The organism is Streptomyces sp. NPDC093089, from assembly GCF_044754405.1.
Lineage (GTDB): Bacteria > Actinomycetota > Actinomycetes > Streptomycetales > Streptomycetaceae > Streptomyces.
In genome coordinates this window covers 1-26,340 of record NZ_JBIVPA010000013.1, presented here as the reverse complement: position 1 = coordinate 26,340, position 26,340 = coordinate 1, and the positions used below count along the sequence as shown (strand labels likewise).

At 71.7% G+C, this 26,340-nt stretch carries 20 protein-coding genes; 13 read left to right on the top strand and 7 right to left on the bottom strand.

The window, feature by feature from the left end; all coding sequences use genetic code 11:
* Positions 1-97: 97 nt before the first annotated feature.
* From ACIQFX_RS28085 to eccE, 3 genes are all read right to left on the bottom strand, one after another.
* Positions 98-3,511, bottom strand: coding sequence for an SCO5717 family growth-regulating ATPase (locus ACIQFX_RS28085; protein ID WP_402468859.1), 3,414 nt, complete (start codon positions 3,509-3,511; stop codon positions 98-100).
* Positions 3,512-3,749: 238 nt separating this feature from the next.
* On the bottom strand, positions 3,750-4,586 hold the full coding sequence (locus ACIQFX_RS28080) for a hypothetical protein (protein WP_402468856.1): 837 nt from the start codon (positions 4,584-4,586) through the stop codon (positions 3,750-3,752).
* On the bottom strand, positions 4,586-5,890 hold the full coding sequence (gene eccE / locus ACIQFX_RS28075) for a type VII secretion protein EccE (RefSeq protein WP_402468854.1): 1,305 nt from the start codon (positions 5,888-5,890) through the stop codon (positions 4,586-4,588). The genes ACIQFX_RS28080 and eccE overlap by 1 nt, the downstream gene beginning before the upstream one ends.
* Positions 5,891-6,078: 188 nt before the next feature.
* On the opposite strand from eccE, the gene eccB reads away from it, so the two are divergent.
* From eccB to ACIQFX_RS28055, 4 genes are all read left to right on the top strand, one after another.
* Positions 6,079-7,626 carry a type VII secretion protein EccB gene (gene eccB / locus ACIQFX_RS28070; protein WP_402468851.1) on the top strand — a complete coding sequence of 516 codons (1,548 nt, stop codon included), beginning with the start codon at positions 6,079-6,081 and terminating at the stop codon, positions 7,624-7,626.
* A 13-nt stretch (positions 7,627-7,639) separates the two neighbouring features.
* Entirely contained in the window at positions 7,640-8,896 is a 1,257-nt protein-coding gene (gene mycP / locus ACIQFX_RS28065) for a type VII secretion-associated serine protease mycosin (protein WP_402468849.1), read from the top strand.
* 190 nt (positions 8,897-9,086) lie between these two features.
* Positions 9,087-9,437 (top strand): WXG100 family type VII secretion target, encoded by a 351-nt coding sequence (locus ACIQFX_RS28060; protein ID WP_376480946.1) that lies wholly within the window; start codon positions 9,087-9,089, stop codon positions 9,435-9,437.
* 50 nt (positions 9,438-9,487) lie between these two features.
* Positions 9,488-9,778, top strand: a complete 291-nt coding sequence (locus ACIQFX_RS28055; protein ID WP_017235850.1) for a WXG100 family type VII secretion target — start codon at positions 9,488-9,490, stop codon at positions 9,776-9,778.
* A gap of 73 nt (positions 9,779-9,851) precedes the next feature.
* On the opposite strand, the gene ACIQFX_RS28050 is transcribed toward ACIQFX_RS28055, so the two are convergent.
* Both ACIQFX_RS28050 and eccCa read right to left on the bottom strand, forming a co-directional pair.
* A complete protein-coding gene (locus tag ACIQFX_RS28050) occupies positions 9,852-10,136 on the bottom strand; it encodes a DUF397 domain-containing protein (protein ID WP_402468845.1) in 285 nt (94 codons plus the stop codon).
* Positions 10,137-10,199: 63 nt separating this feature from the next.
* Positions 10,200-14,153: a type VII secretion protein EccCa gene (gene eccCa / locus ACIQFX_RS28045; protein ID WP_402468842.1), complete on the bottom strand. Its 3,954-nt coding sequence runs from the start codon at positions 14,151-14,153 to the stop codon at positions 10,200-10,202.
* A gap of 184 nt (positions 14,154-14,337) precedes the next feature.
* On the opposite strand from eccCa, the gene eccD reads away from it, so the two are divergent.
* The 6 genes from eccD (at position 14,338) to ACIQFX_RS28015 (ending at position 21,432) form a co-directional block, all read left to right on the top strand.
* Positions 14,338-15,813, top strand: a complete 1,476-nt coding sequence (gene eccD / locus ACIQFX_RS28040) for a type VII secretion integral membrane protein EccD (protein ID WP_402468840.1) — start codon at positions 14,338-14,340, stop codon at positions 15,811-15,813.
* A 213-nt stretch (positions 15,814-16,026) separates the two neighbouring features.
* The gene (gene rpsO / locus ACIQFX_RS28035; RefSeq protein WP_030693282.1) at positions 16,027-16,317 is read left to right on the top strand and encodes a 30S ribosomal protein S15; all 291 of its coding nucleotides are present in this window, start codon (positions 16,027-16,029) and stop codon (positions 16,315-16,317) included.
* A 283-nt stretch (positions 16,318-16,600) separates the two neighbouring features.
* Positions 16,601-18,820: a polyribonucleotide nucleotidyltransferase gene (locus ACIQFX_RS28030; RefSeq protein WP_402468837.1), complete on the top strand. Its 2,220-nt coding sequence runs from the start codon at positions 16,601-16,603 to the stop codon at positions 18,818-18,820.
* Positions 18,817-20,196, top strand: a complete 1,380-nt coding sequence (locus ACIQFX_RS28025; RefSeq protein WP_402468835.1) for a M16 family metallopeptidase — start codon at positions 18,817-18,819, stop codon at positions 20,194-20,196. The genes ACIQFX_RS28030 and ACIQFX_RS28025 overlap by 4 nt, the downstream gene beginning before the upstream one ends.
* 25 nt (positions 20,197-20,221) lie before the next feature.
* Entirely contained in the window at positions 20,222-20,974 is a 753-nt protein-coding gene (gene dapB, locus ACIQFX_RS28020; RefSeq protein WP_402468833.1) for a 4-hydroxy-tetrahydrodipicolinate reductase, read from the top strand.
* Positions 20,975-20,979: 5 nt separating this feature from the next.
* Positions 20,980-21,432, top strand: coding sequence for a hypothetical protein (locus ACIQFX_RS28015; protein WP_367826714.1), 453 nt, complete (start codon positions 20,980-20,982; stop codon positions 21,430-21,432).
* Here ACIQFX_RS28015 and ACIQFX_RS28010 read toward each other — a convergent pair.
* Positions 21,422-21,982: a hypothetical protein gene (locus ACIQFX_RS28010; protein WP_402468831.1), complete on the bottom strand. Its 561-nt coding sequence runs from the start codon at positions 21,980-21,982 to the stop codon at positions 21,422-21,424. The two genes, ACIQFX_RS28015 and ACIQFX_RS28010, sit on opposite strands and share 11 nt — an antisense overlap.
* 54 nt (positions 21,983-22,036) lie before the next feature.
* Positions 22,037-22,276 (bottom strand): hypothetical protein, encoded by a 240-nt coding sequence (locus ACIQFX_RS28005; RefSeq protein WP_367826712.1) that lies wholly within the window; start codon positions 22,274-22,276, stop codon positions 22,037-22,039.
* Between the two features lie 165 nt (positions 22,277-22,441).
* On the opposite strand from ACIQFX_RS28005, the gene thyX reads away from it, so the two are divergent.
* From thyX to ACIQFX_RS27990, 3 genes are all read left to right on the top strand, one after another.
* Positions 22,442-23,182 (top strand): FAD-dependent thymidylate synthase, encoded by a 741-nt coding sequence (thyX, locus tag ACIQFX_RS28000; protein ID WP_402468829.1) that lies wholly within the window; start codon positions 22,442-22,444, stop codon positions 23,180-23,182.
* Positions 23,183-23,360: 178 nt separating this feature from the next.
* Complete coding sequence (dapA, locus tag ACIQFX_RS27995) at positions 23,361-24,260, top strand: 4-hydroxy-tetrahydrodipicolinate synthase (RefSeq protein WP_402468827.1); 900 nt, start codon at positions 23,361-23,363, stop codon at positions 24,258-24,260.
* Between the two features lie 98 nt (positions 24,261-24,358).
* Positions 24,359-26,044: a ribonuclease J gene (locus ACIQFX_RS27990; protein ID WP_402468825.1), complete on the top strand. Its 1,686-nt coding sequence runs from the start codon at positions 24,359-24,361 to the stop codon at positions 26,042-26,044.
* Positions 26,045-26,340 lie beyond the last annotated feature (296 nt).

The window sequence follows — 26,340 nt, the reverse complement described above, 5'->3', positions numbered from 1 at the left end:
CAACGACCACTCAAACCCCTTGTGGGCTGCGGGAACGCCAAGAGGCTCCGTATCGGAGAGCCGATACGGAGCCTCATTGGTCTATGCCTGTGACGCCTTACTGCTGAGGGGCTGGCGGTGCCTGCGGAGGCGTCTCCGGGTCCGCCTGCGGGGGCAGCGGCTGCCCCGGCTGAGACGGCGCCGGCTGCTGCTGCCAGGCCTGGGGCACGCCCGGCTGACCCGGCTGCTGCGGGTACGGCTGTCCGGGCTGCGGCACCTGCGCCGGATACGGCTGCCCGGGAGCGGGCTGCCCCGGCGCGTACTGTCCCGGTGCGTACTGCCCGGGCGCGTACTGACCGGGCATCGCCTGCCCCGGCATCGGCTGACCCGGCTGCGGGTACGTCTGGGACGGGTAGGGCTGACCCGGCTGCTGCGGGTACGGCTGTCCGGGCTGCGGCACCTGGGGCGCGTACGGCTGACCGGGGACCGGCTGCCCGGGCGGCGCGTACTGACCGTGCGTCGGCTGACCCGGCATCGGCTGGCCGGGCACGTGCTGACCCGGCATCGGCTGACCCGGCATCGGCGGCGCCATGTGCGGCGGCACCGCACCCTGGCCGTCGCCGGTCCACAGGCCCTGCGCCTGCTGCGCGCGGACGAAGTCCTCGGCCACCATCGCCGAGAGGTGGAAGTACGCCTCCCGGGTCTTCGGCCGCATCATGTCGAGGTCGACCTCGGCGCCGGCCGAGAGGTGCTCGTCGAAGGGCACGACCACGACGCCGCGGCAGCGGGTCTGGAAGTGCTGGACGATGTCCTCGACCTTGATCATCTTGCCGGTCTCGCGGACCCCGGAGATGACCGTGATGGACCGCTGCACCAGGTCCGCGTAGCCGTGCGCGGACAGCCAGTCCAGCGTCGTCGACGCGCTCGACGCGCCGTCCACCGACGGCGTCGAGATGATGATCAGCTGGTCGGCCAGGTCGAGCACCCCGCGCATGGCGCTGTACAGCAGACCCGTGCCCGAGTCGGTCAGGATGATCGGGTACTGCTTGCCGAGGACGTCGATCGCCCGCCGGTAGTCCTCGTCGTTGAACGTCGTCGAGACGGCCGGGTCCACGTCGTTGGCGAGGATCTCCAGACCGGACGGCGCCTGCGAGGTGAACCGGCGGATGTCCATGTACGAGTTGAGGTACGGGATCGCCTGCACCAGGTCGCGGATGGTCGCCCCGGTCTCGCGCCGCACCCGGCGGCCCAGGGTGCCGGCGTCCGGGTTCGCGTCGATCGCCAGGATCTTGTCCTGCCGCTCGGTCGCCAGGGTCGCCCCGAGCGCGGTCGTCGTCGTGGTCTTGCCGACACCGCCCTTGAGCGAGATGACCGCGATCCGGTAGCAGGAGAGCACCGGCGTCCGGATCAGGTCCAGCTTCCGCTGCCGCTCCGCCTCCTCCTTCTTGCCGCCCAGCTTGAAACGGGCCGCGCTGCCCGGCGTCCGGCTCGACTTCGGCTTCTGCTTGTTGTTCCGGAGCAGACGGTCGGACGACAGCTCGACGGCCGCGTTGTACCCGAGCGGCGCCCCCGGCACCGACCGCTCCCGCTGGTCGTGCGTCACCGGCGACGGCCAGGCCGCACCCGTCCGCGGATCGACGGCCTGCTGGCCCTCCCGCGGCGGCTGCGCCTGCGGCTGCGGGGCCTGCGGCACCTGAGGCGCCCCCGGCGCCACGGCTCCGGGCTGCGGGTACCCGTACCCACCCTGCGCCTGCGCCTGCGGCGGTACGCCCCCGCCGGCCCCGGGCTGCTGCGGGTAGCCGTAACCGGCCTGCTGCGGCGGAGTCCCGGGGTGCGGGAACCCGTAGCCACCCTGCGCCTCCGGCTGCGGCTGCGCCTGCGGCGGTACGGGAGCGGGCGCGGCCGCCGTGGGTGCGGCGGGCGCGGCCGGAGCCGGCCAGCCCGCGGTCGGCGGCAGCGGCGCGGCCGGCGGCAGCTCCTGCCCGCCAGGACCGGGCTGCCCGCCCGGACCGGGCTGCGCGGGCCACTGCTGCGCGGGCCCGGGAGCCGCCGGCTGGAACGACGGCGGCAGCGGCGGCAGCCCGGCCCCGCCCTGCGGAACGTGCGGCGCCTGCGGGCCCTGCTGACCGGCACCCGGGTACGCCCCGGGCATGCTGCCGTCGGCGCCCGGCGCCGCCGGGTACCCGGGCGCCGGGAACGGCCCGGGCGCCACACCGTGACCACCCGGCTGACCCGGCCGGCCGCGCTGACCCGCCTGCGGACCGGCGGCCGGATACGGCGCCTGCCCCGCGTCGGGACCCGATCCCTGCGGGGCGGCCCCGCCCGGATAGGGCGCCTGGCCCGCGCCCGGACCGAAGCCCTGCGGCGGGGGAACCTCGTGCGGCGCCGCGGTCGGGTACGGCCCCGCGACCGGAGCCGCACCGGGGCCACCGGCCTGCGGCGCGGCGATCGGGTACGCCCCGGGCGCGCCCGGAACACCGTCGATCGGTTCGGCGGCGGGGAACGGCGGGGGAACGGCCGCCTCGACGGCCTCGACCGCCGCCTCAGGCGCGGCCGGGCTCTCGGCGCCGGAAACACCGGAAGCGTCGGGAGCAGCGGGGGCGTCCGTCAGGGACCCGGAGTCTCCGGAATCCGCGGAGTCCCCGGAACCCGCGGAGTCCGCGGCGGCGTCCGCCTCGACGCCGGTGCCGGTGCCGGTGCCGGACACGGACTCGGCGTCGGCGTCGACGACCGCCACGGAATCCGCGGCCGCTTCGGCGTCGTTCGTGCGGTCGGCGTCGCCGTCGGCCACATCGTCGGCCGCGGCCTCCGCCGCGACGTCCTCACCGGCCGAGCCGGTGGCCGACTCGTCCGCCACGCCCTCCGCCGACGAGCCGTCAGCGCCGTCACCGCTGTCAGCGCCCTCGGCGGCGGTCTCGGCCGGCGGCGGCGTCTCGGAGGCGAGCCGGATCGGCTCGTCGGGCTCCGGCGCGGTGGTGATCGGGACGGGGCCGGTGCCGGCGGGCGCACCCGTACCGCCGGTTCCGTCGGGGGAGGTCGCGCCCGCGCGCTCGGCGATCTCGCGCTGCAGCGCGGCGGGGGAGAAGCGCATGGTCGCGCCGCTCTCCACGTCTCCGCCACCGAAGGGCGCGCCGGGCGCGCCCCCGTGCGGCCCGACGGCCGGTGCGACGGGTGCGAAGGGCTCGGCCGGAGCGGGCGCGACCGGCGGCACGGCGACCGGCGGCACGGCCGCGGGCGGTGCCGCCGGGGCCGGGGTCTGGTTCCAGCCGGGTTCGAAGCCGCTGCCCGCCGGAAGTCCGGGGACGGGGACGCCGGGGACGGGAGGGAGTCCGGGCACCGGGACCGGCGTACCGCTCGGGGGCGGGGGAGTGACACCGCCCGTCCCCGTACCGCCCGACGCGTTCTGCGTGTACCAGGCGGGCGGGGTGTAGTCGATGGTGAACTCACCCGTCATCTCGGCGGGATCCGCGTCGGACTGATCGTCGGCGGGCGGATTCCAACCCCCGTGGACCTCGTCGCGATCGCCGTTCACTTTGCCTCCTGGTGTGGTCGAGCACCCTTGTGCCGTGGTGGGCGGGGCCCGTCCAGCCTAATCGGCGCGGGCATCCGCCGGGCAGGCCCGACGGGCGCTCCGCACAGGTCTCCACGGCCCGTCCACGCCCCCAAGTGACCCGGTTGCGCCGCAGAGTGAGAACCCCACCGTTCAGAACAATGTCAAAACGCTGCAAAAACGGACGTATTCGAGCGACTTCGTTTCCCCTCGTCGCCGCTCAGTCCATGCGGCGCGCGCCGCCCAACAATCCGGTCTCGGCGTCCGTCGCCTGCGTCATCACGAACTGGCGGTCGTTCTGGGTGCACCAGAGGGTCACCCCGTCCGCGAGCGTGGACAGCGCCTCGTACTCGTGACGGGGGAGGCTCATGATCCGGCCGATCTGCGCCGCCTCGTCCGGGGACACCCGCTGGACCCCGACGAGCGAGGACTTCTCCAGGAGCCGGGGCGCGACGGGGCTCAGATAGGGGAGCAGCGTCACCACCGACTGCCAGGGCGCCGACACCACACGGCCGCGCGGGGGCCGCATGCCGCAGTCCCGGACCACGACCACCGGGCTGCCGGCCGACGCGCCCTGCGGCGGCACCCGGCCGACGTCGTGCAGCGCGATGCACGGCTGCCCGCCGCCGGCGGCCTGCGCGAGAGCCGTCCACGCCTGAGCGCGGCCGGTCTCGACGGCCACCCGGGCCCCCGTCGCGGCGGCCCGCAGCGCGAGGACCTGCGCGGTCCACAGACCGCCGATGAGGGTGACGTCGTACGGCACGGGGCGGTTGATGCCGAGCACGGCGGGCCGGTTCTCGGCGTCCACGCCGATCACCATGCCGTCGTCGCCGACCGGCAGGGCCAGCGCGTCCAGCTGATCCAGGGGAACGGAATGCCGGTCGCGGCGCGGCCCGACGAGCCCGAAACCGAACCGGGGCCGCGTCCCCCGGCTTGTACGCGGGGAAGCGGAGGCGCCGGAGCCGGACTGCGTACCGAACGCGCCGGAGCCGGACTGCGTACCGAAGGAACCGGAAGCGCCGGAGGGCGGCTGCGTACCGAAGGAGGCGGTGGACATCAGCGCGCACCCCCCAGCGGCAGCGTCGCGAGCATGCCCGGCACCTGTTCCCGGTCGAGACGCACCAGACCCGTCCTCACCCCGCGCGCCGCGCGCTCCAGTTCGTGCCGCGCGGCCACGAGCTCCTCGTCACTGCGCCCGGTGATCCGCACGTGCCCGGTCACGGTCACCTCCTGCCGGTCCCCGCCGCTCAGCGTCAGGCTGAACGTCGTCGCGAGCGCGGGCAGCGAGGTCAGCAGGGCCACCAGCTGCGGCATCGACGCCCCCGCGCCCCCGCTCCGGCCGCCCAGCTGGGGCCAGCGCCCCACCCAGTACGTCGTGTGCCGCCGGTCGTCCACCCGCCAGGTCCGCGCGGTCTCCTGCGTACGCCGCGTCTGCGCCTGGCCCCGGCCCGCCTGCGCGATGGCCATCGGGCTCGCGCAGGTCGAGGTGGCGAGGGCCGACGTGAGCTCCTGCTCGGTCAGCACGTCCGCCCGGAAGCCCGCGCCCGCCAGCCGGCTCGCCAGCTGGTCGGCCGCCCGCACCACGCACTTCTGCGCGCCGGTCATGCCGCCGCCGCGCGCGGCGACCGCCTCCGGGCAGAGCTCGGGGTCGAGCTTGAGGGCGATCCAGGTGATCCGCACCGCGGGCGAACCCGTCTGCGCCTGGAGCGGCCCGTAGTTGCGCGCGGCCATCGACTGCGGGGGCAGGTGCGGCGCGGGCGCCGGCTGCGTGTGCTGCACGATCTGCGCCGACTCCAGCCGGATGCCGTCCACCGCGAGGACGTCCCGGACCAGCCCGACGGGCAGCGGCCGTGCCGCGCGGTCCGGGCGCAGCGCGGTGCCGTCCGACTCGACCCGCAGGACGGCGGTGAGGAAGGTGCCGTCGCCGATCATCCCGACCGGACGGCGGTCGCGGTCGCTGTACGCGTAGGTCCGCAGCGCCGGATCGCACTCCACGACCGGCGCGAGCCCCGGCTCGGTGCCGGCCGGCACCGTGAAGGAGGAGGCCCGGCGCGACCGGGCGCGCAGCGCGAGGAAGGTGCCGAGCCACTCCGGCAGGGAGCGCCGGTGCCTGCGCACCAGGGCCAGGAGGACGAGCGCGACGGCGACCACGCCCGCGGGCACGAGCAGCACCGGCTCCACGACCCAGGCGACGGCGAGCAACGCGGCCGCCACCTCGATCAGTACGAGCTGTTGCAATCGGAACGACCCGAAGTGTCCGGGACGTGCCTGGAGCCTCGGCGAGACCGAGGAGGCGGGTCCGGTGGACGGGGGCGCGGAGGCGTCGGCCGCGGCGGGCCGCGTCCGCGTCGCGGAAGCCATGATGGAGAATCCCCCTCAATTCGTCCGATCACCCTGGCCCGCCAGGGCTTTGGCGGCCGGATCACCCTACCCGCCCCACGAACCCCACGGGACAGCAGGCATAGTAGGGGTCCGGTCCGACAGCCGGGGCCCGGTCGCCACCTCTCCGATCCCCGCGCGAAGACTGCGCCTGACGAGAATGGGGACTCATGGCATCGCGCCGGGACGAGCTCAACGCGTACACCTTTGCGAAGAAGCGCACGGTGGCGGCATTCCTCCAACCCTCGCCCTCCGGAACGGAGGAGGGGGCGCCGAAGCCGCTGCGGGCCATCGTCCCCGGGTTGATCGTCGCCGCCCTCGTCGTCGCCGGGTTCGGCGCCTGGGGCATGTTCAGCCCGACCGCTCCCAAGGGCTGGGACACCCCCGGCACCCGGGTCATCGTCGGCAAGCAGTCGACGACCCGTTACGTCGTGCTGCAGACCGGCAATGGCAAGGACGCGAAGACCCTGCTCCACCCCGTCCTCAACCTCGCCTCGGCCCGACTCCTGCTCAACCCCGACCAGTTCCAGGTCGTCCAGGTCGACGACAAGACGCTCGACCTCGGCAAGCCGCCGCGCGGCCCCATCCTCGGCATCCCCTACGCCCCCGACCGGCTGCCCGCCGAGAACGACGCGGGCGTGCCCAAGCGCTGGGCCGTCTGCGAGCAGCCCGGCGGCGGCAAGGGCGCCAGCGTCCAGAAGGCGACCTTCCTCTTCGCCAAGCGGGACCAGGAACGCACCGAGGGGAAGGGGAAGCTGAAGGACGGGGACGTCCTCTACGTCCAGGGGCAGACCGGGAAGGCCCGCTTCCTCGTCGACCACACCGGCACCAAGTACCCGGTGAAGGCCGACTCCACCGGACTGCTCACCACCCTCTTCGGGCTCAACAAGGAGTCCCAGCCCGTCACCGACGACTGGCTCGCCACCCTGAAGACCGGCGACGAGATCGACTTCCCGCACGTCGAGGGCGAGGTCGGCGCCCCCGCCGGCGTCCCCGGCGGCGGCCTGACCGCGACCGAGAACCGGGTCGGCATGGTCCTCGTCGCCCAGACCGGCTCGGGCCCCCAGCAGTACGTCGTACTGCCCGGCAAGGTCCGGCCCGTCAGCGACTTCACCGCCTGGCTCCTCATCAACGCCCCGCAGACCGGCCCCCTCGACATGGACGGCAAGGCGTCCGCCGTCAACGCCTCCGACTTCGAACCCGACTCCACCGTCTTCCAGCCCCGCGCGCACTGGCCGGCGAAGAAGTCCGACCAGGCCAACGACGTCACCGGCACCGACGGCGGCCGGGACACCGTCTGCAGCGTCCTCACCGGCGTCGACGAGGCCGGCAACACCACCCTCACCACCTGGGCCGGCACCGAGTACCCCGCCGACATCACCGCCGGCGGCACCAGCACGTACGTCACCCCGGGCAGCGGTCTGCTCTACACCCAGATCCAGGGCAAGCAGAAGTCGCCCGACGGCTCGCTCTTCCTCGTCACCGACACCGGACTGCGGTACGCCGTCCAGTCCAACGGCGACAGCGACTCCGCCCGCTCCGAGATCGGCGCCGGCGAACAGAAGGAGAACGGCGGACGCCCGGAACCCAGCGACGCGCAGAAGCGTCTCGGGTACGAGAAGGTCAAGCCGGCCCTCGTCCCGATCGAATGGTCGGAGTTCCTGTCGAAGGGCCCGCGGCTCGACACCAACAGCGCGCGTCAGCCGCAGGGTTCCTGAGGGGGTGGCACCGGTGACGACGACGTACCGCACGGCGGCCCTGCTCGCCGCGGGCACCCTCACCGCCCTGCTCGCGGCACCCGCCGCGGCCGCCGCGCCCCGCCACGGCGGCCCCGGCCTCGACGGCAGCGGCGAGTGCACCTTCCCCATGAAGAAGCAGATCGAGGGCATCCCCTGGCCGCTCCAGCGGGTCCTCCTCGACGAGCTGTGGCAGGACACCAAGGGCAAGGGCGTCCGGGTCGCGGTCATCGACACCGGCGTCGACGACGTCAACCCGCAGCTGAGCGAAGCCGTCGACGCCAAGGCGGGCAAGGACTACCTCACGCCCGACAAGGAGAACCCCGGCTTCGGCGACGAGAAGCGCGGCAAGACCGACGGCACCGTCGACGACGTCGGCCACGGCACCAAGGTCGCCGGCATCATCGCCGCCCGCCCCCGCAAGGGCACCGGCTTCGTCGGCCTCGCCCCCGAGTCGACCGTCATCCCGATCCGGCAGAACGACGAGAAGAACAGCGGCAAGTCCGACACGATGGCCAAGGCCATCGACCACGCCGTCGCCAAGGGCGCGCAGGTCATCAACATCTCGCAGGACACCACCCAGCCGCTGAGCCCCGACTCGCCGATGGGCAGGGCCGTCGCCCGGGCGATCGCCGAGGACGTCGTCGTCGTCGCCTCCGCGGGCAACGACGGCATCGACGGCAACCGCAAGAACACCTACCCCGCCGCCTTCCCCGGGGTCCTCGCCGTCGCCTCCTCCGACCGGAACAACGAGCGCGCCGAGTTCTCCCAGGCCGGCACCTTCGTGGGCGTCGCCGCCCCCGGCGTCGACATCGTCTCCACGGTCCCCGGCGGCGGCCAGTGCGTCGACAACGGCACCAGCTTCTCCGCCCCGTACGTCGCCGGCGTCGCCGTCCTGCTCCGCGCGAAGTACCCGGAGTGGAGCGCGGCCCAGATCGTCACCCGGATCGAGCAGACCGCCGTCCGCTCCGTCAAGGGGCGTGACGACTACGTCGGCTGGGGCGTCGTCGACCCCGTACGGGCACTCGCCGACGCCGGCCCCGGGGTGCCGCCGGCCTCGCCCACGCCCGACCCGGGCCCGCCCAGGCCGCCGGCGCCCGAAGCGGCCCGCCTGGCGCTGTCGGAGACGCCCCAGGAGCGCTCCGAACGGCTCGCCACCTATGCGTTGGGGATCGGCGGCGTCCTGGTGGCCGTGGTCGCCGGAACGGCCGTCGTGATCCGCGACAGCCGCCGCGGAAGGGGGGTCCGATGAGCCGCCTCACGGCCAAGTATCCGGACCTTCCTTTGCAGTTGGAACTGTCGCCGTCAATGGCTACAGTGACCGCTGGGGGCACGGGAGTGCGAACCCAGCACGGGGGCGGCATCAGAAGATTCCCGTCCGCATCACGACCGGATGGCCCGACGGCCCGGCCGTCGACGCCGCCGAAGGAAGAAGGGGCAAGATGTCGAAAGACCTGAACGTAACCAGTGCCGAACAAGTCAAGCTCGCCGGCCGGATCCAGGACTTCTCCGACGAGCTCCAGGCCCGCATCACCTCCCTCAACGGTGTGGTGGACCGCGTCCAGGCGGGCTGGCAGGGCGCTGCGAGCAAGGAGTACGACCGGGTCCAGAACGACCTGAACCAGCGCCTGCGCAGCATGCGCGCCGAGCTCACCAAGCTCGAGGAGATCATGCGCATGAGCGCCGACGGGTTCACGCGCGAGGAGGAGGACCGCCTGCGCTCCTTCCGCACGATGGACGGCGGCGGCTCCGGCGGCGGTGGCGGCAACCAGAGCGCCATCCTCGGCATCTGAGCCACGACAGACCAGTCCTCCGCGCCACACTCACTCCAGGAGTCAACACCATGACCACTGCGGTCAATTACGACACCGTGACGCAGGCGGCGGCCGACACCCGGCTGACGTCCAGCACCCTCACCCAGAAGCTCGACGACCTCATGGCCGAGGTCAACCGCGTCGCCTCCAACTGGGAGGGCGAGGCGAAGATCGCGTACCGCGAGAGCCAGGACCGCCTCACCCGCGACATGGCCGGCATGAACCAGGACCTGGCGCGCATCGCCCAGCTCCTCGACGAGTCGGTCGCCGGCTACCAGGACACCGACAAGGGCAACGCGGCCCGGTTCCGCATGATGTGACACCCCGCGCACACCTGAGGGGGCGGCCCGTCCGACGGGCCGCCCCCTCACGCGTGCCCGCTCCGGGGCACGGCTAGCGCAGGTCGAACTCGCCATCCCTGGCGCCCAGGACGAACGCGTCCCACTCGGCCTTCGTGTACCGCAGCACGGTCTCCTTGTCGAGGGACGAGCGCATCGCCACCGCTCCCTCGGGGAGGCGCGCGATCTCCACCCGCTCCTCGTCCGGGTCCGTCCCCGGAGCGCCCTGCCACTCGACGCCGGAGATGTCGAGCGCGTACAACTCGTCCTTCTGCCGCTGCTTCTCCGCGGCCCGGGCGGCGTCCGCGCTCTCGGCGGTGGTCTCGTGGGCGTCGGTCATCGGCGCTTTCCCTTCGCGGTGGTACGGCGGTCCCTCCCACAGTAGTGGGAGGGACCGCTCCACTCAGTGCTGTTCGGGCAGCCAGCCCAGCTGCACCAGCGGCGTCCCGCGCTTCCGCGACACGAACGTGCCCCGGCCCGGCGGCATCGGCCGCGCCCGGACACCGCCCAGGACGTCGCCCTCCTGCGGATCGCCGGAGAGGATCACGCCCTGCGCGCCCAACTCCCGCATCCGCTGCATGAACGGCTCGTACATCGCCCGCGAGGCACCCGCCTGGCTGCGCGCCACGATGAACCGGATGCCGACGTCCCGCGCGAACGGCAGGTTCTCCACGAGGACCGCCATCGGGTTCCCCGAGTTGGTGGCCACCAGCTCGAAGTCGTCGACGAGCACGAACAGCTGCGGTCCCGTCCACCAACTGCGGTCGCGCAGCTGCTGCGGCGTGATGTCCGGCTTCGGCGCCCGCTTCGTCATCACCGTGCTGATCGCGTCCATGTGCATCTGCATGGCCGACGCCATCGGCGCGTACTCCAGCAGGTGCGAGGGCGCCACGGCCTCCAGCATCGTCCGCCGGTAGTCGCCCACCACGATCCGCGCCTGCTCCGGCGTGTACCGCTCGCACAACTGCTTGGCGATGAGCCGCAGCAGCGCCGTCTTGCCGGACTCGCTCTCACCGAAGACCAGCAGGAACGGATCCGCCTCGAAGTCGACGAACACCGGCTCCAGGTTCGTCTCGTCGATGCCGATCGCGATGCCGTGCTGCGGGTACTCGAAGCCCTTCGGCAGCTGCTCCGCCGGCAGCCTGCGCGGCAGCAGCCGCACCGCCGGTGCCGGTGCACCGGTCCAGCTCGCCTTCACCGTGCGCACGAACGCCGCCGTGCCCTCCGCCAGGTCGGCGGACGAGCTCGACCCGTCGATCCGCGGCAGCGCGCCCATGAAGTGCAGCTTCTCCGGCACCTGGCCGCGCCCCGGCACCCCGGTCGGCACGTTCGCCGCGACCTTGCGGTCGAACTCCGAGTCCATGACGTCACCGAGCCGCAGCTCCAGCCGCCCCAGCATCTGGTCCTTGAGCGCGGCCCGCACCTCCATGTACCGGGAGGCGGTGATCACCACGTGGATGCCGTAGCCCAGACCGCGCGCCGCGATGTCGGCGACGATCGGCTCCAGCATGTCGTAGTCGTTGCGGAAGCCGCCCCAGCCGTCCACGACCAGGAACACGTCGCCCCAGGCCTCGCCCGGCAGCTCGCCCGCGGCCCGCTTGCGCCGGTAGGTCGCCATCGAGTCGATGGAGTGCGTCCGGAAGAACTCCTCCCGCCGGTTGAGCACGCCCATCACCTCGGCGACCGTCCGCCGCACCCGCTCCGGGTCGAGCCGCGACGCGACCCCGCCGACGTGCGGCAGGTCCGCGAGCGACACCATGCCGCCGCCACCGAAGTCCAGGCAGTAGAACTGCACCTCGGCCGGGGTGTGGGTGAGCGCGAACGACGAGATCAGCGACCGCATGATCGTCGACTTGCCGGACTGCGGACCGCCGACCACCATCATGTGGCCGGCCGCGCCCGAGAAGTCCCGGTACAGCACCTCGCGCCGCTGCTCGAACGGCTTGTCGATGAGGCCGAGCGGCACGGTGAGCGCGCCCTGCCGCGTGTACTCCGTCGCCGTGAGGCCCCGGTCCGCCGTCTGCGCCAGCCCCGGGAGCAACTGGTCGAGCGACGGCGCCTGGTCGAGCGGCGGCAGCCACACCTGGTGGGCCGGCACGCCCTGCCCCTCCAGACGGCGCACGATCACGTCGAGGACGGTGTCCGCGAGCGCGTCGTCCTCCTCGGCCCGCTGCGCCGTCAGGTACGCCGGGTCCGGCGCCGCGTACACCACCGGCACCGGCGCCGCCGTGAACAGCGCGGGCCGCCGCTCCACCGGCAGCTGCCCGATCTCCAGCCGAGGCCCGCCCGTGCGGTACGTCCCCGACACGTACGCCGCCTTGAAGCGGGTCATCTCGTCCGTACCGAACTTCAGATAGCCCGAACCCGGCACCGACGGCAGGTGGTAGGCGTCCGGCACGCCGATCGCCGTCCGCGACTCCGCCGCCGAGAAGGTCCGCAGACCGATCCGGTACGAGAGGTACGTGTCGAGGCCGCGCAGCTTGCCCTCCTCCAGGCGCTGCGAGGCCAGCAGCAGATGGACGCCCAGCGACCGGCCGATGCGGCCGATCTGGATGAACATGTCGATGAAGTCGGGCTTGGCGGTGAGGAGTTCGGAGAACTCGTCGATCACCAGGACCAGCGAGGCCAGCGGCTCCAGCGGGGCGCCCGCCGCCCGCGCCTTCTCGTAGTCGTGGATGTTCGCGTAGTTGCCCGCCGAACGCAGCAGCTCCTGGCGGCGCTGCAGCTCGCCGCGGATCGCGTCGCCCATGCGGTCGACCAGCGTCAGGTCGTCCGACAGGTTCGTGATGACCGCCGCCACGTGCGGCATCTGCGACATGCCCGCGAAGGTCGCGCCGCCCTTGAAGTCCGCGAGGACGAAGTTCAGCGTCTCCGAGGAGTGCGTCACCGCCAGGCCGAGCACCAGCGTCCGCAGCAGCTCCGACTTGCCGGAACCCGTCGCGCCCACGCACAGGCCGTGCGGGCCCATGCCCTCCTGCGCGGCCTCCTTCAGGTCCAGCATGACCGGCTGGCCGTCCTCGCCGACACCGATCGGCACCCGCAGCCGCTCGGCCACCGACCGCGGCCGCCAGGTCCGCGCCACGTCCACCGACTCGGCGTCCCCGAGGTTCAGCAGATCCGTGAAGTCCAGATTGGCGAGCAGCGGCTCGTCGTCGTCACCGCCGCCCATCCGCAGCGGCGCCAACTGCCGGGCCAGCGCCTCGGCCGCCGGCAGCGAGATCCCGTCCGGCAGCCCCTCGTACGCGAACCCGCCGCCCGACTCCAGGCGCAGCCGGCCCGGCCGCACCACCACCGACAGGCCGCCGCGCGGCTCGTCGAGGTCGCCGGAGACCACCTCCACGATCGTCACGCCCTGGAGGCCCTCGGCCGCCGCGAGCAGCGAGTCCGGCGGCACCATCCCGCCGTCGAGGACGACGACCACGTGCGGCTGGTCGAGCACCGGCTGGTTCTCCCGCGAGAACCGCGGCCGCCCGTCCAGCTTCGAACGGACCAGGTTCTCCAGTTCGCCGAGGTCGTCACCGAACAGCCGCTTCGTACCGGCCCCGTCGACCTGACCGGGCACCTGCGTGTGCGGCAGCCACTTCGTCCAGTCCCACCGCTCCTGCGAGGCCCGCGCCGCCACCACTGCGAGCATCAGGTCGTCGGGGGAGTGCAGCGTCACCAACTGAGCCACCAGCGCACGCGCCACGGCCTGCGCCGACTCCGGCTCGCCCGACACCGTCACGTGGTAGAACGCCCGCATCGAGACCGCCATCGGCAGCCCGTCCAGTGTCCCGTGCACCGCGAGGAACTGCTGCATCGCACCCGCGCACAACGGCTCCAGCTCGTCCACCGGGGCCGTGTCGGGCGCCACCAGCGGCGTCGCCAACTGCTGTGCGCCGAGCCCTATGCGCGCCTGCCCGAAGTCGTGGTCGCCGACCCGGCGCTCCCACACCCGCGACCCCTCGGCCACCACCGACCACAACTGCTCGGGGGACGGGTGCAGATACAGCTGCGCGTCCCGCTGCGCGCGCGCCGTCCGCCGGACCGTACGCCGGGTCTGGGCGAGGTATTTGAGGTAGTCGCGTCGGACATCGGACATTTGCCCCTGCGTACCGCGACGGAATCTGACGAACTGGGCGACGGCCATCGCGACCGTCGACGCCAGCATCAGCGTGCCCATGATCCGCATGATCGGCGACGGCGTCATGAAGAAGAAGACCACCGAGGAACCCATGCCCAGCATCGGCAGGAGCTGCATCAGCGCCGACTCCTGCTGCCCCCGCGGAAGTTCCGGCGGGGACTCCAGGACCAGTTCCTCGCCGGGCACTTCCGGTGGAAGCGCCCTCGGCGGGCGTTTGACGACGATCTGGCTCACCGGCGCATCAATCCCTCGTTGGAGGCGGGCTCGTGGCGGGAGCATCCGCACCGGCACCCCAGTCGGCGACCGAGCGCGCGGACTTCCCCCATGGGACGGCGATCCTACTTGCAGCCCCCACCGGCCGTCCCCGGTAGGGTGGCGCGCGCATCGTGCGCAACCGCGAATCAGGGGGTCCAGACACGTGAGTACGACCGCAGCGACCGGCTTCTGCCGCGTCACCGTCGTGGCGCCGGACAGCCGCATCGACGTCGCGCTCCCCGAGGACATCGCCGTCGCCGACGTCTACCCGGAGATCCTGCGGCTCACCGGGCAGACCCAGGCCGCCGGCACCCCCACCGGGTACCACCTGGTCCGCCGCGACGGATCCGTCCTCGACGGCGCCCGCACGCTCGCCGCCCAGCAGGTCCTCGACGGCGAGGTGCTCTCCCTGCGCCCGTTCGCGCAGTCGCTGCCGCCGGCCGTCTACGACGACGTGTCCGACGCCGTCGCCTCCGCCGTCACCCGCGACCGGCACCTGTGGAGCGACGAACTGCTGCGCGGCGCCGGCCTCCTCGGCGGCGTGCTGCTCCTCGTCCTCATGGGCTTCGTCCTCTGGTTCGCCGACCCCGTCCGCCACGACATGCACAGCCTGCCCGGGATCATCGCGGGCGCCGCCGGCCTCCTCCTCACCGCCTTCGCCGGCGTCCGCGCCCGCGTCTACGGCGACCGGGCCACCGCCGTGGCCCTCGGCCTCGGCGCCCTGCCGCTGCTGCTCATCGCCGGCTCCGGCATCGTCGGCCCCGACGCCGGCGAGGGCCCCGGGCGCCTCCAGTTCCTCCTCGGCTGCGTCACCGTGCTCGTCGCCGCGGTCGCCCTCGTCGCGCTCACCCCCAGCGGCGACGCGCCCTTCGTCGCCGCCACCTTCCTCGCCGGCGTCGGCACCCTCGCCACCTTCCTCGCGATCCTCACCGAGACCACCGCCACCGAGACGGCCGCCGTCTGCGCCCCCGTCGCCATCGGCCTGGTCGCCTTCCTGCCCGGCCTCTCCGCCCGCTTCGCCCGCCTCCCCATCGGTTACGCGGCCCCGCGCAGCGCCGCCGACGACGAGTTCCTCGGCGACGCCCAGCACCCCGGCGAGGAGGCGCAGCCCGTCGACGGCGAGCGCATCGCCCTCCAGTCCCGCCGCGGCCACGAGATGCTCCTCGGCCTGGTCGGCGGCTGCGCGGCCGTCGTCGTCGGCTCCGCCGCCGTGCTCGGCTTCGCCGGAAACGTCTGGGGCCAGTTCCTCGCCCTCGGCGCCGGCCTGGCGATGCTGCTGCGTGCCCGCCTCTTCCGCTACACCTCGCAGGTCGCCTGCGTCCTGGTCGCCGGCATCGCCGCCGTCGCGCTGCTCGTCCTCGGCCTCTCCCTGAACCCGCCGGCCGACCTGGTGAAGGACCTCCTCATGTACGGGGACCGGGGCGGCCTCGACATCCGTACGATCTGGCTCACCGCGGCCGTCGCCGCCGGAGCCGCGCTGATCACCGCCATCGGCCTGATCATCCCGAAGAAGGGCCTCTCCCCCTTCTGGGGCCGCCTCCTCGACCTCACCGAGGGCTTCGTCCTGCTCTCCCTCGTGCCGCTCTGCCTCGCCGTCCTCGACGTCTTCACCTCGGTCCGCGCGCTGACCAGCAAATAGCCGCGAACGGAAATCCCCACCGGGGGCGCTCCGGCGAGCTGGTACGCTGTGTGACGGCCGTTTGTGTACGCGCTCCCGGTATGCCCCCGAGATTCACTCGGATGCCTCTGGAAGCTGCGCCCATCGGACCTTCGCCCGTCGAGTCACGGAAGCTTCCCCTGAGACCTAGACCAGGGGCACTCGCGGGCGCACGAACACCTAGAGGAGATCCGCGTGGCTCTCGACGCCGCTGTCAAGAAGCAGATCATGGCCGAGTTCGGCACCAAGGAGGGCGACACCGGCTCCCCCGAGGTCCAGGTCGCCATGCTGTCCCGTCGCATCTCGGACCTGACCGAGCACCTCAAGCAGCACAAGCACGACCACCACTCCCGCCGTGGTCTGCTGATCCTGGTCGGCCAGCGCCGCCGCCTGCTGCAGTACCTGGCCAAGAAGGACATCCAGCGCTTCCGTGCGCTGGTCGACCGCCTCGGCATCCGCCGCGGTGCGGCCGGCGGCGCCAAGTAAGACGCCGTGGAGGGAGCGGTTCCCACTTTCAGGGGGCCGCTCCCTTTGCTGTACGTGCACAAAGTGCGCATCGGCACTTAGGCTGGTCGCACAACCCCATACGACGAGCGAGAAGCCGCCGGCCAGCCGCCGGTCCTCGGTAGTGGCCCCCGGAAACGAAACGCCGGGAGCTTCGATCGAAGACCGGCCCGCACCCGAGGCGAGCTTCTCCGCCACCGTCGCACACCGTCCCCGGCCACACGGGCCGAAGGACGCAAAGACGAACACGTAGGAGAAACCGCTAGTGGAGAACGAGACCCACTACGCCGAGGCCGTCATCGACAACGGCGCCTTCGGTACCCGCACCATCCGCTTCGAGACCGGCCGTCTGGCCAAGCAGGCCGCCGGCTCCGCCGTCGCCTACCTGGACGACGACACGATGGTCCTCTCCGCGACCACCGCCTCGAAGCGGCCCAAGGACCAGCTCGACTTCTTCCCCCTCACGGTGGACGTCGAGGAGCGGCAGTACGCGGCCGGCAAGATCCCCGGCTCCTTCTTCCGCCGGGAGGGCCGCCCCTCCGAGGACGCGATCCTCACCTGCCGCCTGATCGACCGCCCGCTGCGCCCCTCCTTCAAGAAGGGCCTGCGCAACGAGATCCAGATCGTCGAGACGATCATGGCGCTCAACCCCGACCACCTGTACGACGTGGTCGCGATCAACGCCGCCTCCGCGTCGACGATCCTGGCGGGCCTGCCCTTCTCCGGCCCCATCGGCGCCACCCGCGTCGCCCTGATCAAGGGCCAGTGGGTCGCCTTCCCGACGCACACCGAGCTCGAGGACGCCGTCTTCGACATGGTGGTCGCCGGTCGTGTCCTGGAGGACGGCGACGTCGCGATCATGATGGTCGAGGCCGAGGCCACCGAGCGGACGATCGAGCTCGTCAAGGGCGGCGCCGAGGCGCCGACCGAGGAGGTCGTCGCCGCTGGTCTCGAGGCCGCGAAGCCCTTCATCAAGGTCCTCTGCAAGGCCCAGTCGGACCTCGCCGCCAAGGCCGCCAAGCCCACCGGCGAGTTCCCGGTCTTCCTGGACTACCAGGACGACGTCCTGGAGGCGCTCACCGCCGCCGTCAAGGGTGAGCTCACCAAGGCGCTCACCATCGCCGGCAAGCAGGAGCGCGAGGCCGAGCTCGACCGCATCAAGGAGCTCGCCGCCGAGAAGCTCCTCCCGGCCTTCGAGGGCCGCGAGAAGGAGATCGGTGGCGCGTACCGCGCGCTGACCAAGAAGCTGGTCCGCGAGCGCGTCATCAAGGACAAGGTCCGCATCGACGGCCGTGGCCTCACGGACATCCGTACGCTCGCGGCCGAGGTCGAGGCCATCCCGCGCGTGCACGGCTCGGCGCTGTTCGAGCGTGGCGAGACCCAGATCCTGGGCGTCACCACCCTCAACATGCTCCGTATGGAGCAGCAGCTGGACACCCTCTCCCCGGTGACCCGCAAGCGCTACATGCACAACTACAACTTCCCGCCGTACTCCGTCGGCGAGACCGGCCGCGTGGGCTCGCCCAAGCGCCGCGAGATCGGCCACGGCGCCCTCGCCGAGCGCGCCATCGTGCCGGTCCTCCCGACCCGCGAGGAGTTCCCCTACGCGATCCGTCAGGTGTCCGAGGCCCTCGGCTCGAACGGCTCGACGTCGATGGGCTCCGTCTGCGCCTCCACCATGTCGCTGCTGAACGCCGGTGTGCCGCTCAAGGCCGCCGTCGCCGGCATCGCCATGGGCCTGATCTCCGAGGAGATCGACGGCCAGACGCACTACGTCGCCCTCACCGACATCCTCGGTGCGGAGGACGCCTTCGGCGACATGGACTTCAAGGTCGCCGGCACCAAGCAGTTCGTGACCGCGCTGCAGCTCGACACCAAGCTCGACGGCATCCCCGCCTCGGTCCTGGCCGCCGCGCTGAAGCAGGCCCGCGACGCGCGTCTGCACATCCTCGACGTGATGAACGAGGCGATCGACGTTCCGGACGAGATGTCCCCGAACGCGCCGCGCATCATCACCGTCAAGATCCCGGTGGACAAGATCGGTGAGGTCATCGGCCCCAAGGGCAAGATGATCAACCAGATCCAGGAGGACACCGGCGCCGAGATCACGATCGAGGACGACGGCACCATCTACATCGGTGCCCAGCAGGGCTCGCAGGCCGAGGCCGCCCGCGCCACGATCAACGGCATCGCCAACCCGACCATGCCGGAGGTCGGCGAGCGCTACCTGGGTACGGTCGTCAAGACCACCACCTTCGGTGCCTTCGTCTCCCTGCTCCCGGGCAAGGACGGCCTGCTGCACATCTCGCAGATCCGCAAGCTCGCCGGTGGCAAGCGCGTGGAGAACGTCGAGGACGTGCTCGCGATCGGCTCCAAGGTCCAGGTCGAGATCGCCGAGATCGACCAGCGCGGCAAGCTGTCCCTGATCCCCGTGATCGCGGACGAGGACGCTGCCGAGGGTGACAAGGACGACGCTGCCAAGTGACGTCCCGTAGTTCCCGCGCGACGGCCCGCCCCTCTTCGGAGGGGCGGGCCGTCGCCCGTACCCAAACGCTTCTCCCGGGCAGGGACGGCATCGGCACGGTCCGCCGTACGACCCTCCCCGGTGGCCTCCGGATCGTCACCGAGACCCTCCCCTCCGTGCGCTCCGCCACCTTCGGCATCTGGGCGCACGTCGGCTCCCGCGACGAGACCCCGACGCTCAACGGCGCGACCCACTACCTGGAGCACCTCCTCTTCAAGGGCACCCGCAAGCGGTCCGCCCTCGACATCTCCGCCGCGATCGACGCGGTCGGCGGCGAGATGAACGCCTTCACGGCGAAGGAGTACACCTGCTACTACGCGCGGGTCCTCGACACCGACCTGCCGCTGGCGATCGACGTCGTCTGCGACATGCTCACCGGCTCCCTCGTCCTCGACGAGGACGTGGACGCCGAGCGCGGTGTCATCCTCGAAGAGATCGCGATGACCGAGGACGACCCCGGCGACGTCGTGCACGAGCTGTTCGCGCAGACGATGTTCGGCGACACCCCGCTGGGCCGCCCGGTCCTCGGCACCGTCGACACCATCAACGCGCTCACCCGCGGCCAGATCGCCCGCTTCTACAAGAAGCACTACGACCCGACCCACCTGGTCGTCGCCGCCGCCGGCAACGTCGACCACGCCACGGTGGTGCGCCAGGTCCGCCGCGCCTTCGAGAAGGCCGGCGCCCTCGGCCGCACCGACGCCGTCCCCGTCGCCCCCCGCGACGGCCGGCGCACCCTGCGCACCGCGGGCCGCGTCGAGCTCCTGAACCGCAGGACCGAGCAGGCCCACGTGGTCCTCGGCATGCCGGGCCTGGCCCGCACCGACGAGCGCCGCTGGGCCCTCGGCGTGCTGAACACCGCCCTCGGCGGCGGCATGTCCTCCCGCCTCTTCCAGGAGGTCCGCGAGAAGCGCGGCCTGGCCTACAGCGTGTACTCGTACACCTCGGGCTTCGCCGACTGCGGCCTCTTCGGCGTGTACGCGGGCTGCCGGCCCAGCCAGGTCCACGACGTCCTCAAGATCTGCCGGGACGAGCTCGACAAGGTCGCCTCCGACGGCCTCACCGACGAGGAGATCACCCGCGCGGTCGGCCAGCTCTCCGGATCGACCGTCCTCGGCCTGGAGGACACCGGCGCGCTGATGAACCGCATCGGCAAGAGCGAGCTCTGCTGGGGCACCCAGATGTCGGTCGACGACATGCTCACCCGCATCGCGGCGGTCACCCCGGACGAGGTCCGCGAGGTCGCCCGCGATGTACTGGAGCAGCGGCCCTCGCTCTCGGTGATCGGCCCGCTGAAGGACAAGCAGGCGGACCGCCTCCACCAAGCGGTCTCCTGACCCACCAGTCCCCTAAGGAAGAGCAATGAGCAAGCTGCGCGTGGCGGTCCTCGGAGCCAAGGGCCGTATCGGCTCGGAGGCCGTCAAGGCCGTCGAGGCCGCCGAGGACATGGAACTGGTCGCGGCGCTCGGCCGCGAGGACGACCTGGCGACGCTCACCGAGGTGGGGGCACAGGTCGTCGTCGAGCTGACGACCCCGGCCTCGGTCATGGAGAACCTCGAATACTGCGTGGGGCACGGCATCCACGCGGTCGTCGGCACCACCGGCTGGACCGAGGAACGCCTCGCGCAGCTGAACGGCTGGCTCGCCGCCTCCCCGGGGACCGGCGTCCTGATCGCCCCGAACTTCTCCATCGGCGCGGTCCTCACCATGAAGTTCGCGCAGATCGCCGCCCCGTACTTCGAGTCGGTCGAGGTCGTCGAACTGCACCACCCGAACAAGGTCGACGCGCCCTCCGGCACGGCGACCCGCACCGCCCAGCTCATCGCCGAGGCCCGGTCGAAGGCAGGCTGCGCCCCGCAGCCCGACGCCACGACCACCGCCCTCGCCGGTGCGCGCGGGGCGGACGTCGACGGCGTGCCCGTGCACGCGGTACGCCTCCGGGGCCTGCTGGCCCACCAGGAGGTGCTGCTCGGCGGCGAGGGCGAGACCCTCACCGTCCGCCACGACTCCCTGCACCACTCCAGCTTCATGCCGGGCATCCTGCTGGGCGCCCGCCGCGTGACCACCGCTCCGGGCCTCACCTTCGGCCTGGAGCACTTCCTGGACCTGGGCTGACGGCCATGGGCGGAAAGATCACGTACGTCTTCCTGGCCACCGTCCTCGTGCTCGTCTTCGGCGTGGTGGCGATGGAGGGCGTCCTGCTGCTCCTCACCGGCGAGCCGGCCGCCATGGGCATGGGCGCAGTGGCGTTCCTGCTGCCCGGCGTCGGCGGCTGGTTCCTCTGGCACAACACCCGGTTCGCGCGCCGGGCCGGCCGCCTCGCCACCGAACTGGAGGCGGAGGGCGGCCTGCCCGTCGACGAGCTGAAGCGCTCCGAGGGCGGCCGGATCGACCGGGACTCGGCCGACGAGGTCTTCGCCCGGCGCAAGGCCGAGACGGAGGACTCACCCGAGGACTGGCGCTGCTGGTTCCGGCTCGCGGTCGCCTACCACGACGCCCGCGACACCCCCCGGGCGCGCAAGGCGATGCAGCGTGCCATCGCGCTCCACGAGGGGCGTCCGGTCAGCGCGTAGCGGCCGGGACCACGCCGTACTCGGCGTTCCACGCCTCGACCGTGTCGGCCGCCCGGTCGAAGGCCTCGACACGGGAGAGGAAGTCGGCGTTGTGGTCGGTGAGCAGCAGCAGCTGCTCACCGACCTGCCGGTCGAGCACCAGGGCCTGGCCCTGGACCGTGCGGGGGAGTCCCAGCCAGCGCACCGGCTGCTGGGTGGTCCGCACGGATGTCACCTTTGCCCACGGCACGGTGACGGTGGAGAAGAAGCCCACGCGCCGCACCCCGGCGCGGCTCACCCATGCCCCCATGCGCAGCACGCGCAGGGCGGCGGCGATGACGAGCGCGGCGATGCCGAAGGTGGCGAGCGCGCCGCTGAAGGCCCCGGCGGCGGCGATGATCACCGCGGCGAGCAGCACGAAAGAGGCGAGCAGCAGCGCGAGTGCCGCCGCCCCGACCCGCCATGACCCCGGCCGGTAGGGACGACGCCACTGGTCGTGGTCGTCGAACGGCAGGGCGACGTGGTCGGTCGTGTCAAAAGCACGGTCGGCCGTCAGGAAGGGCAGGGGCACGACAGGTCCTCACTCACAGGCACGCTCGAAGGGGCAGTGCCCGGTGAGGCTACCTCAGCGGTTGTCGGAGGCTTCGGACTGCTGTTGACGAGTGGCCGAGTCCCCCGACTGGAGCGACGGCATGCCGAAGATCAGAGCTCCGACGAGTCCGGCGACGACGGTCAGTCCGATCAGCGTACGGCCCATGATCTCCGCCGCGCCGGGACGCTCCCGTGGCGGCGGAGTGACGTTACTGCGGAAGTGGTCCGCCTCCGCGACGAACGCGAACGGTACGGCCTCTTTCCGGCTGAACATCAGGTCCACTCTCCTCGGTCGTCGATGTGCGTCGTCGATGTGCCTCACAGAGAGAGACGACAGAACCGGCACTTTGGTGCCCTTTTTCACCAAAGCAGCCGAATCTCATCCTCCGGTAGGACGTCGTTAGAGTGGGCGACTGCACCCCGACTGGAAGGACCGCTGGTGAGCGACAGCCCCACCGAGAACGTGAAGATCGACTTCCGGAGCGACGTCACCGTCGAGCTGGTCAAGAGCGCGGCGGCCGACTCCGACGTCCTCTGGGCGGCCCGGGTCTCCACGGCGGGCGAGCAGTCCCTCGAAGAGCTCCAGAAGGACCCGGAGCGCTCCAAGGGCCTCATCAACTACCTGATGCGGGACCGCCACGGCAGCCCCTTCGAGCACAACTCGATGACCTTCTTCATCAGCGCGCCGATCTTCGTGTTCCGCGAGTTCATGCGGCACCGCGTCGGCTGGTCGTACAACGAGGAGTCGGGCCGCTACAGGCAGCTGGAGCCGGTCTTCTACGTCCCCGACGCCTCCCGCAAGCTGGTCCAGGAGGGCCGCCCGGGCAAGTACGTCTTCGTCGAGGGCACCTCCGAGCAGCACGAGCTCGTCGGCCGCGCGATGGAGGACTCGTACCGTCAGGCGTACGCCACCTACCAGGAGATGCTGGCCGCCGGCGTCGCCCGCGAGGTCGCCCGCGCCGTCCTCCCGGTCGGTCTCTTCTCCTCGATGTACGCCACGTGCAACGCCCGCTCGCTCATGCACTTCCTCGGTCTGCGCACCCAGCACGAGCTCGCCGCGGTCCCGTCCTTCCCGCAGCGGGAGATCGAGATGGTCGGCGAGAAGATGGAGGAGCACTGGGCCCGGCTGATGCCGCTGACCTACGACGCCTTCAACAAGAACGGCCGTGTGGCCCCGTAGCGCACGCATGTCCGAACACCTCGTACGAAGTGTCCGTATTGCGACGTTTCAAGAAGTTCATCTAGGCTGATCAAACGGACCCGGCGCTGCCTGAACCCCCGAGCAGGCAGCGCCGGGCTCCCTTTATCGTGTCCCCCTCGGGGACACCCGGCGCTGAGCAGCGAGTAGCGTGTTACCCATGGCTCCGATCTCCACTCCGCAGACCCCCTTCGGGCGGGTCCTCACCGCCATGGTCACGCCCTTCACGGCGGACGGCGCACTCGACCTCGACGGTGCCCAGCGACTGGCCACCCATCTGGTGGACGCAGGCAACGACGGCCTCGTCATCAACGGCACCACCGGCGAGTCCCCCACCACCAGCGACGCGGAGAAATCGGAGCTCGTACGAGCGGTGCTGGAGGCGGTCGGCGACCGCGCCCACATCGTCGCCGGCATCGGCACCAACGACACCCACCACTCCGTCGAGCTCGCCCGCGCCGCCGAGCGCGACGGCGCCCACGGCCTCCTCGCCGTCACGCCGTACTACAACAAGCCCCCGCAGGAGGGCCTGTACCGGCACTTCTCGGCCATCGCCGACTCCACCGGCCTGCCGGTCATGCTCTACGACATCCCGGGCCGCAGCGGCGTCCCGATCGACACCGAGACGATCGTCCGCCTCGCCGAGCACCCCCGCATCGTCGCCAACAAGGACGCCAAGGGCGACCTCGGCCGCGCCAGCTGGGCCATCGCCCGCTCCGGCCTCGCCTGGTACTCCGGCGACGACATGCTCAACCTGCCGCTGCTCTCCGTCGGCGCCTGCGGCTTCGTCTCCGTCGTGGGCCACCTCGTCACCCCGGAACTCCGCGCCCTCCTCGACGCCCACCTCGGCGGCGAGGTCCAGAAGGCCACCGAGATCCACCAGAAGCTGCTCCCGGTCTACACCGGCATGTTCCGCACCCAGGGCGTCATGACCACCAAGGCCGCCCTCGCCCTCCAGGGCCTCCCGGCCGGCCCCCTGCGGCCGCCGCTCGTCGAGCTCTCCCCGCAGGAGACGGACCAGCTCAAGGTCGACCTGGCCGCCGGCGGGGTAGAACTCTGACATCGGACTTCACAACTGAACACTGACAACAGCAAGTGCACGAATGTCATGCGCGCCACGTGCCACCGGTACGTGGCGCGCGTGGTGAGGAGAGTCTTTTGAGTCATCCGCATCCTGAACTCGGCGCCCCGCCGAAGCTCCCGAAGGGCGCCCTGCGCGTCATCCCGCTCGGCGGGCTCGGCGAGATCGGCCGCAACATGACGGTCTTCGAGTTCGACGGCCGTCTGCTCATCGTCGACTGCGGCGTCCTCTTCCCCGAAGAGGAGCAGCCGGGCATCGACCTGATCCTTCCCGACTTCACCATCATCCGGGACCGTCTCGACGACATCGAAGGCATCGTGCTCACGCACGGCCACGAGGACCACATCGGTGCCGTCCCCTACCTCCTCCGGCTCAAGCCGGACATCCCGCTCATCGGCTCCAAGCTGACCCTCGCCCTGATCGAGGCCAAGCTCCAGGAGCACCGCATCCGCCCCTACACCCTCGAGGTGAAGGAGGGCGACCGCGAGGCCCTCGGCCCCTTCGACTGCGAGTTCGTCGCGGTCAACCACTCCATCCCGGACGCCCTGGCCGTCGCCATCCGCACCCCCGCGGGCATGGCCGTCGCCACCGGCGACTTCAAGATGGACCAGCTCCCGATGGACGGCCGGCTCACCGACCTCCACGCGTTCGCGCGGCTCAGCGAGGAGGGCATCGACCTCCTGCTGTCCGACTCGACGAACGCCGAGGTCCCCGGCTTCGTCCCGCCGGAGAAGGACATCTCCAACGTCCTGCGGAACGTCTTCGCCAACGCCCAGAAGCGCATCATCGTGGCCAGCTTCGCCAGCCACGTGCACCGCATCCAGCAGATCCTCGACGCCGCCCACGAGTACGGCCGCCGGGTCGCCTTCGTCGGCCGCTCTATGGTCCGCAACATGGGCATCGCCCGCGACCTGGGCTACCTCCGGGTCCCGGCCGGCCTCGTCGTCGACGTGAAGACCCTCGACGACCTGCCGGACGACGAGGTCGTGCTGGTCTGCACCGGCTCCCAGGGCGAGCCCATGGCCGCCCTGTCCCGCATGGCCAACCGCGACCACCAGATCCGGATCGTCCCCGGCGACACCGTGATCCTGGCGTCCTCCCTCATCCCGGGCAACGAGAACGCGGTCTACCGCGTGATCAACGGCCTGACCCGCTGGGGCGCCAACGTCGTCCACAAGGGCAACGCCAAGGTCCACGTCTCGGGCCACGCCTCGGCCGGCGAGCTGCTGTACTTCTACAACATCTGCCGCCCGAAGAACCTCATGCCGGTCCACGGCGAATGGCGCCACCTGCGCGCCAACGCCGAGCTCGGCGCCATGACGGGCATCCCCAAGGATCACATCGTCATCGCCGAGGACGGCGTCGTCGTCGACCTGATCGACGGCCGCGCCCGCATCACCGGCAAGGTCCAGGCGGGTTACGTGTACGTGGACGGCCTCTCGGTCGGCGACGTCACCGAGACGCACCTCAAGGACCGCCGCATCCTCGGTGACGAGGGCATCATCTCGGTCTTCGTGGTCGTGGACTCCTCGACCGGCAAGATCGTCAGCGGTCCGAACATCCACGCCCGGGGCTCCGGCATCGAGGACTCGGCCTTCGACGCCGTCATCCCGAAGGTCGACCAGGCCCTGAACAAGTCCGCCCAGGACGGCGTCGTCGAACCCCACCAGCTCCAGCAGCTGATCCGCCGCACCGTCGGCAAGTGGGTCTCCGACACCTACCGCCGCCGCCCGATGATCCTCCCGGTCGTCGTAGAGGTCTGACAGGCGCCCTGACCAGCGCCGCACCGGAGCGGGGCCCCTCGATTTGCATCGGGGCGCCCCGCTCCAGTACGTTTACGGCTCCGCCAGATCGAGAACCACCCGGCGCCGTCGTGCGCCTTAACGGTTCTTCGGGAGGCGGGAAATTCGACTCAGATCTTCTGATAAAGTCGGAACCGCCGAAAGGCCCCCGGAGCGAAAGCAAAAAGGGACCGGAAAGCACCGAGGAAATCGGATCGGAAAGATCTGATAGAGTCGGAAACGAAGGAAGCGCCCGGAGGGCCTGGAAACAGGAACGA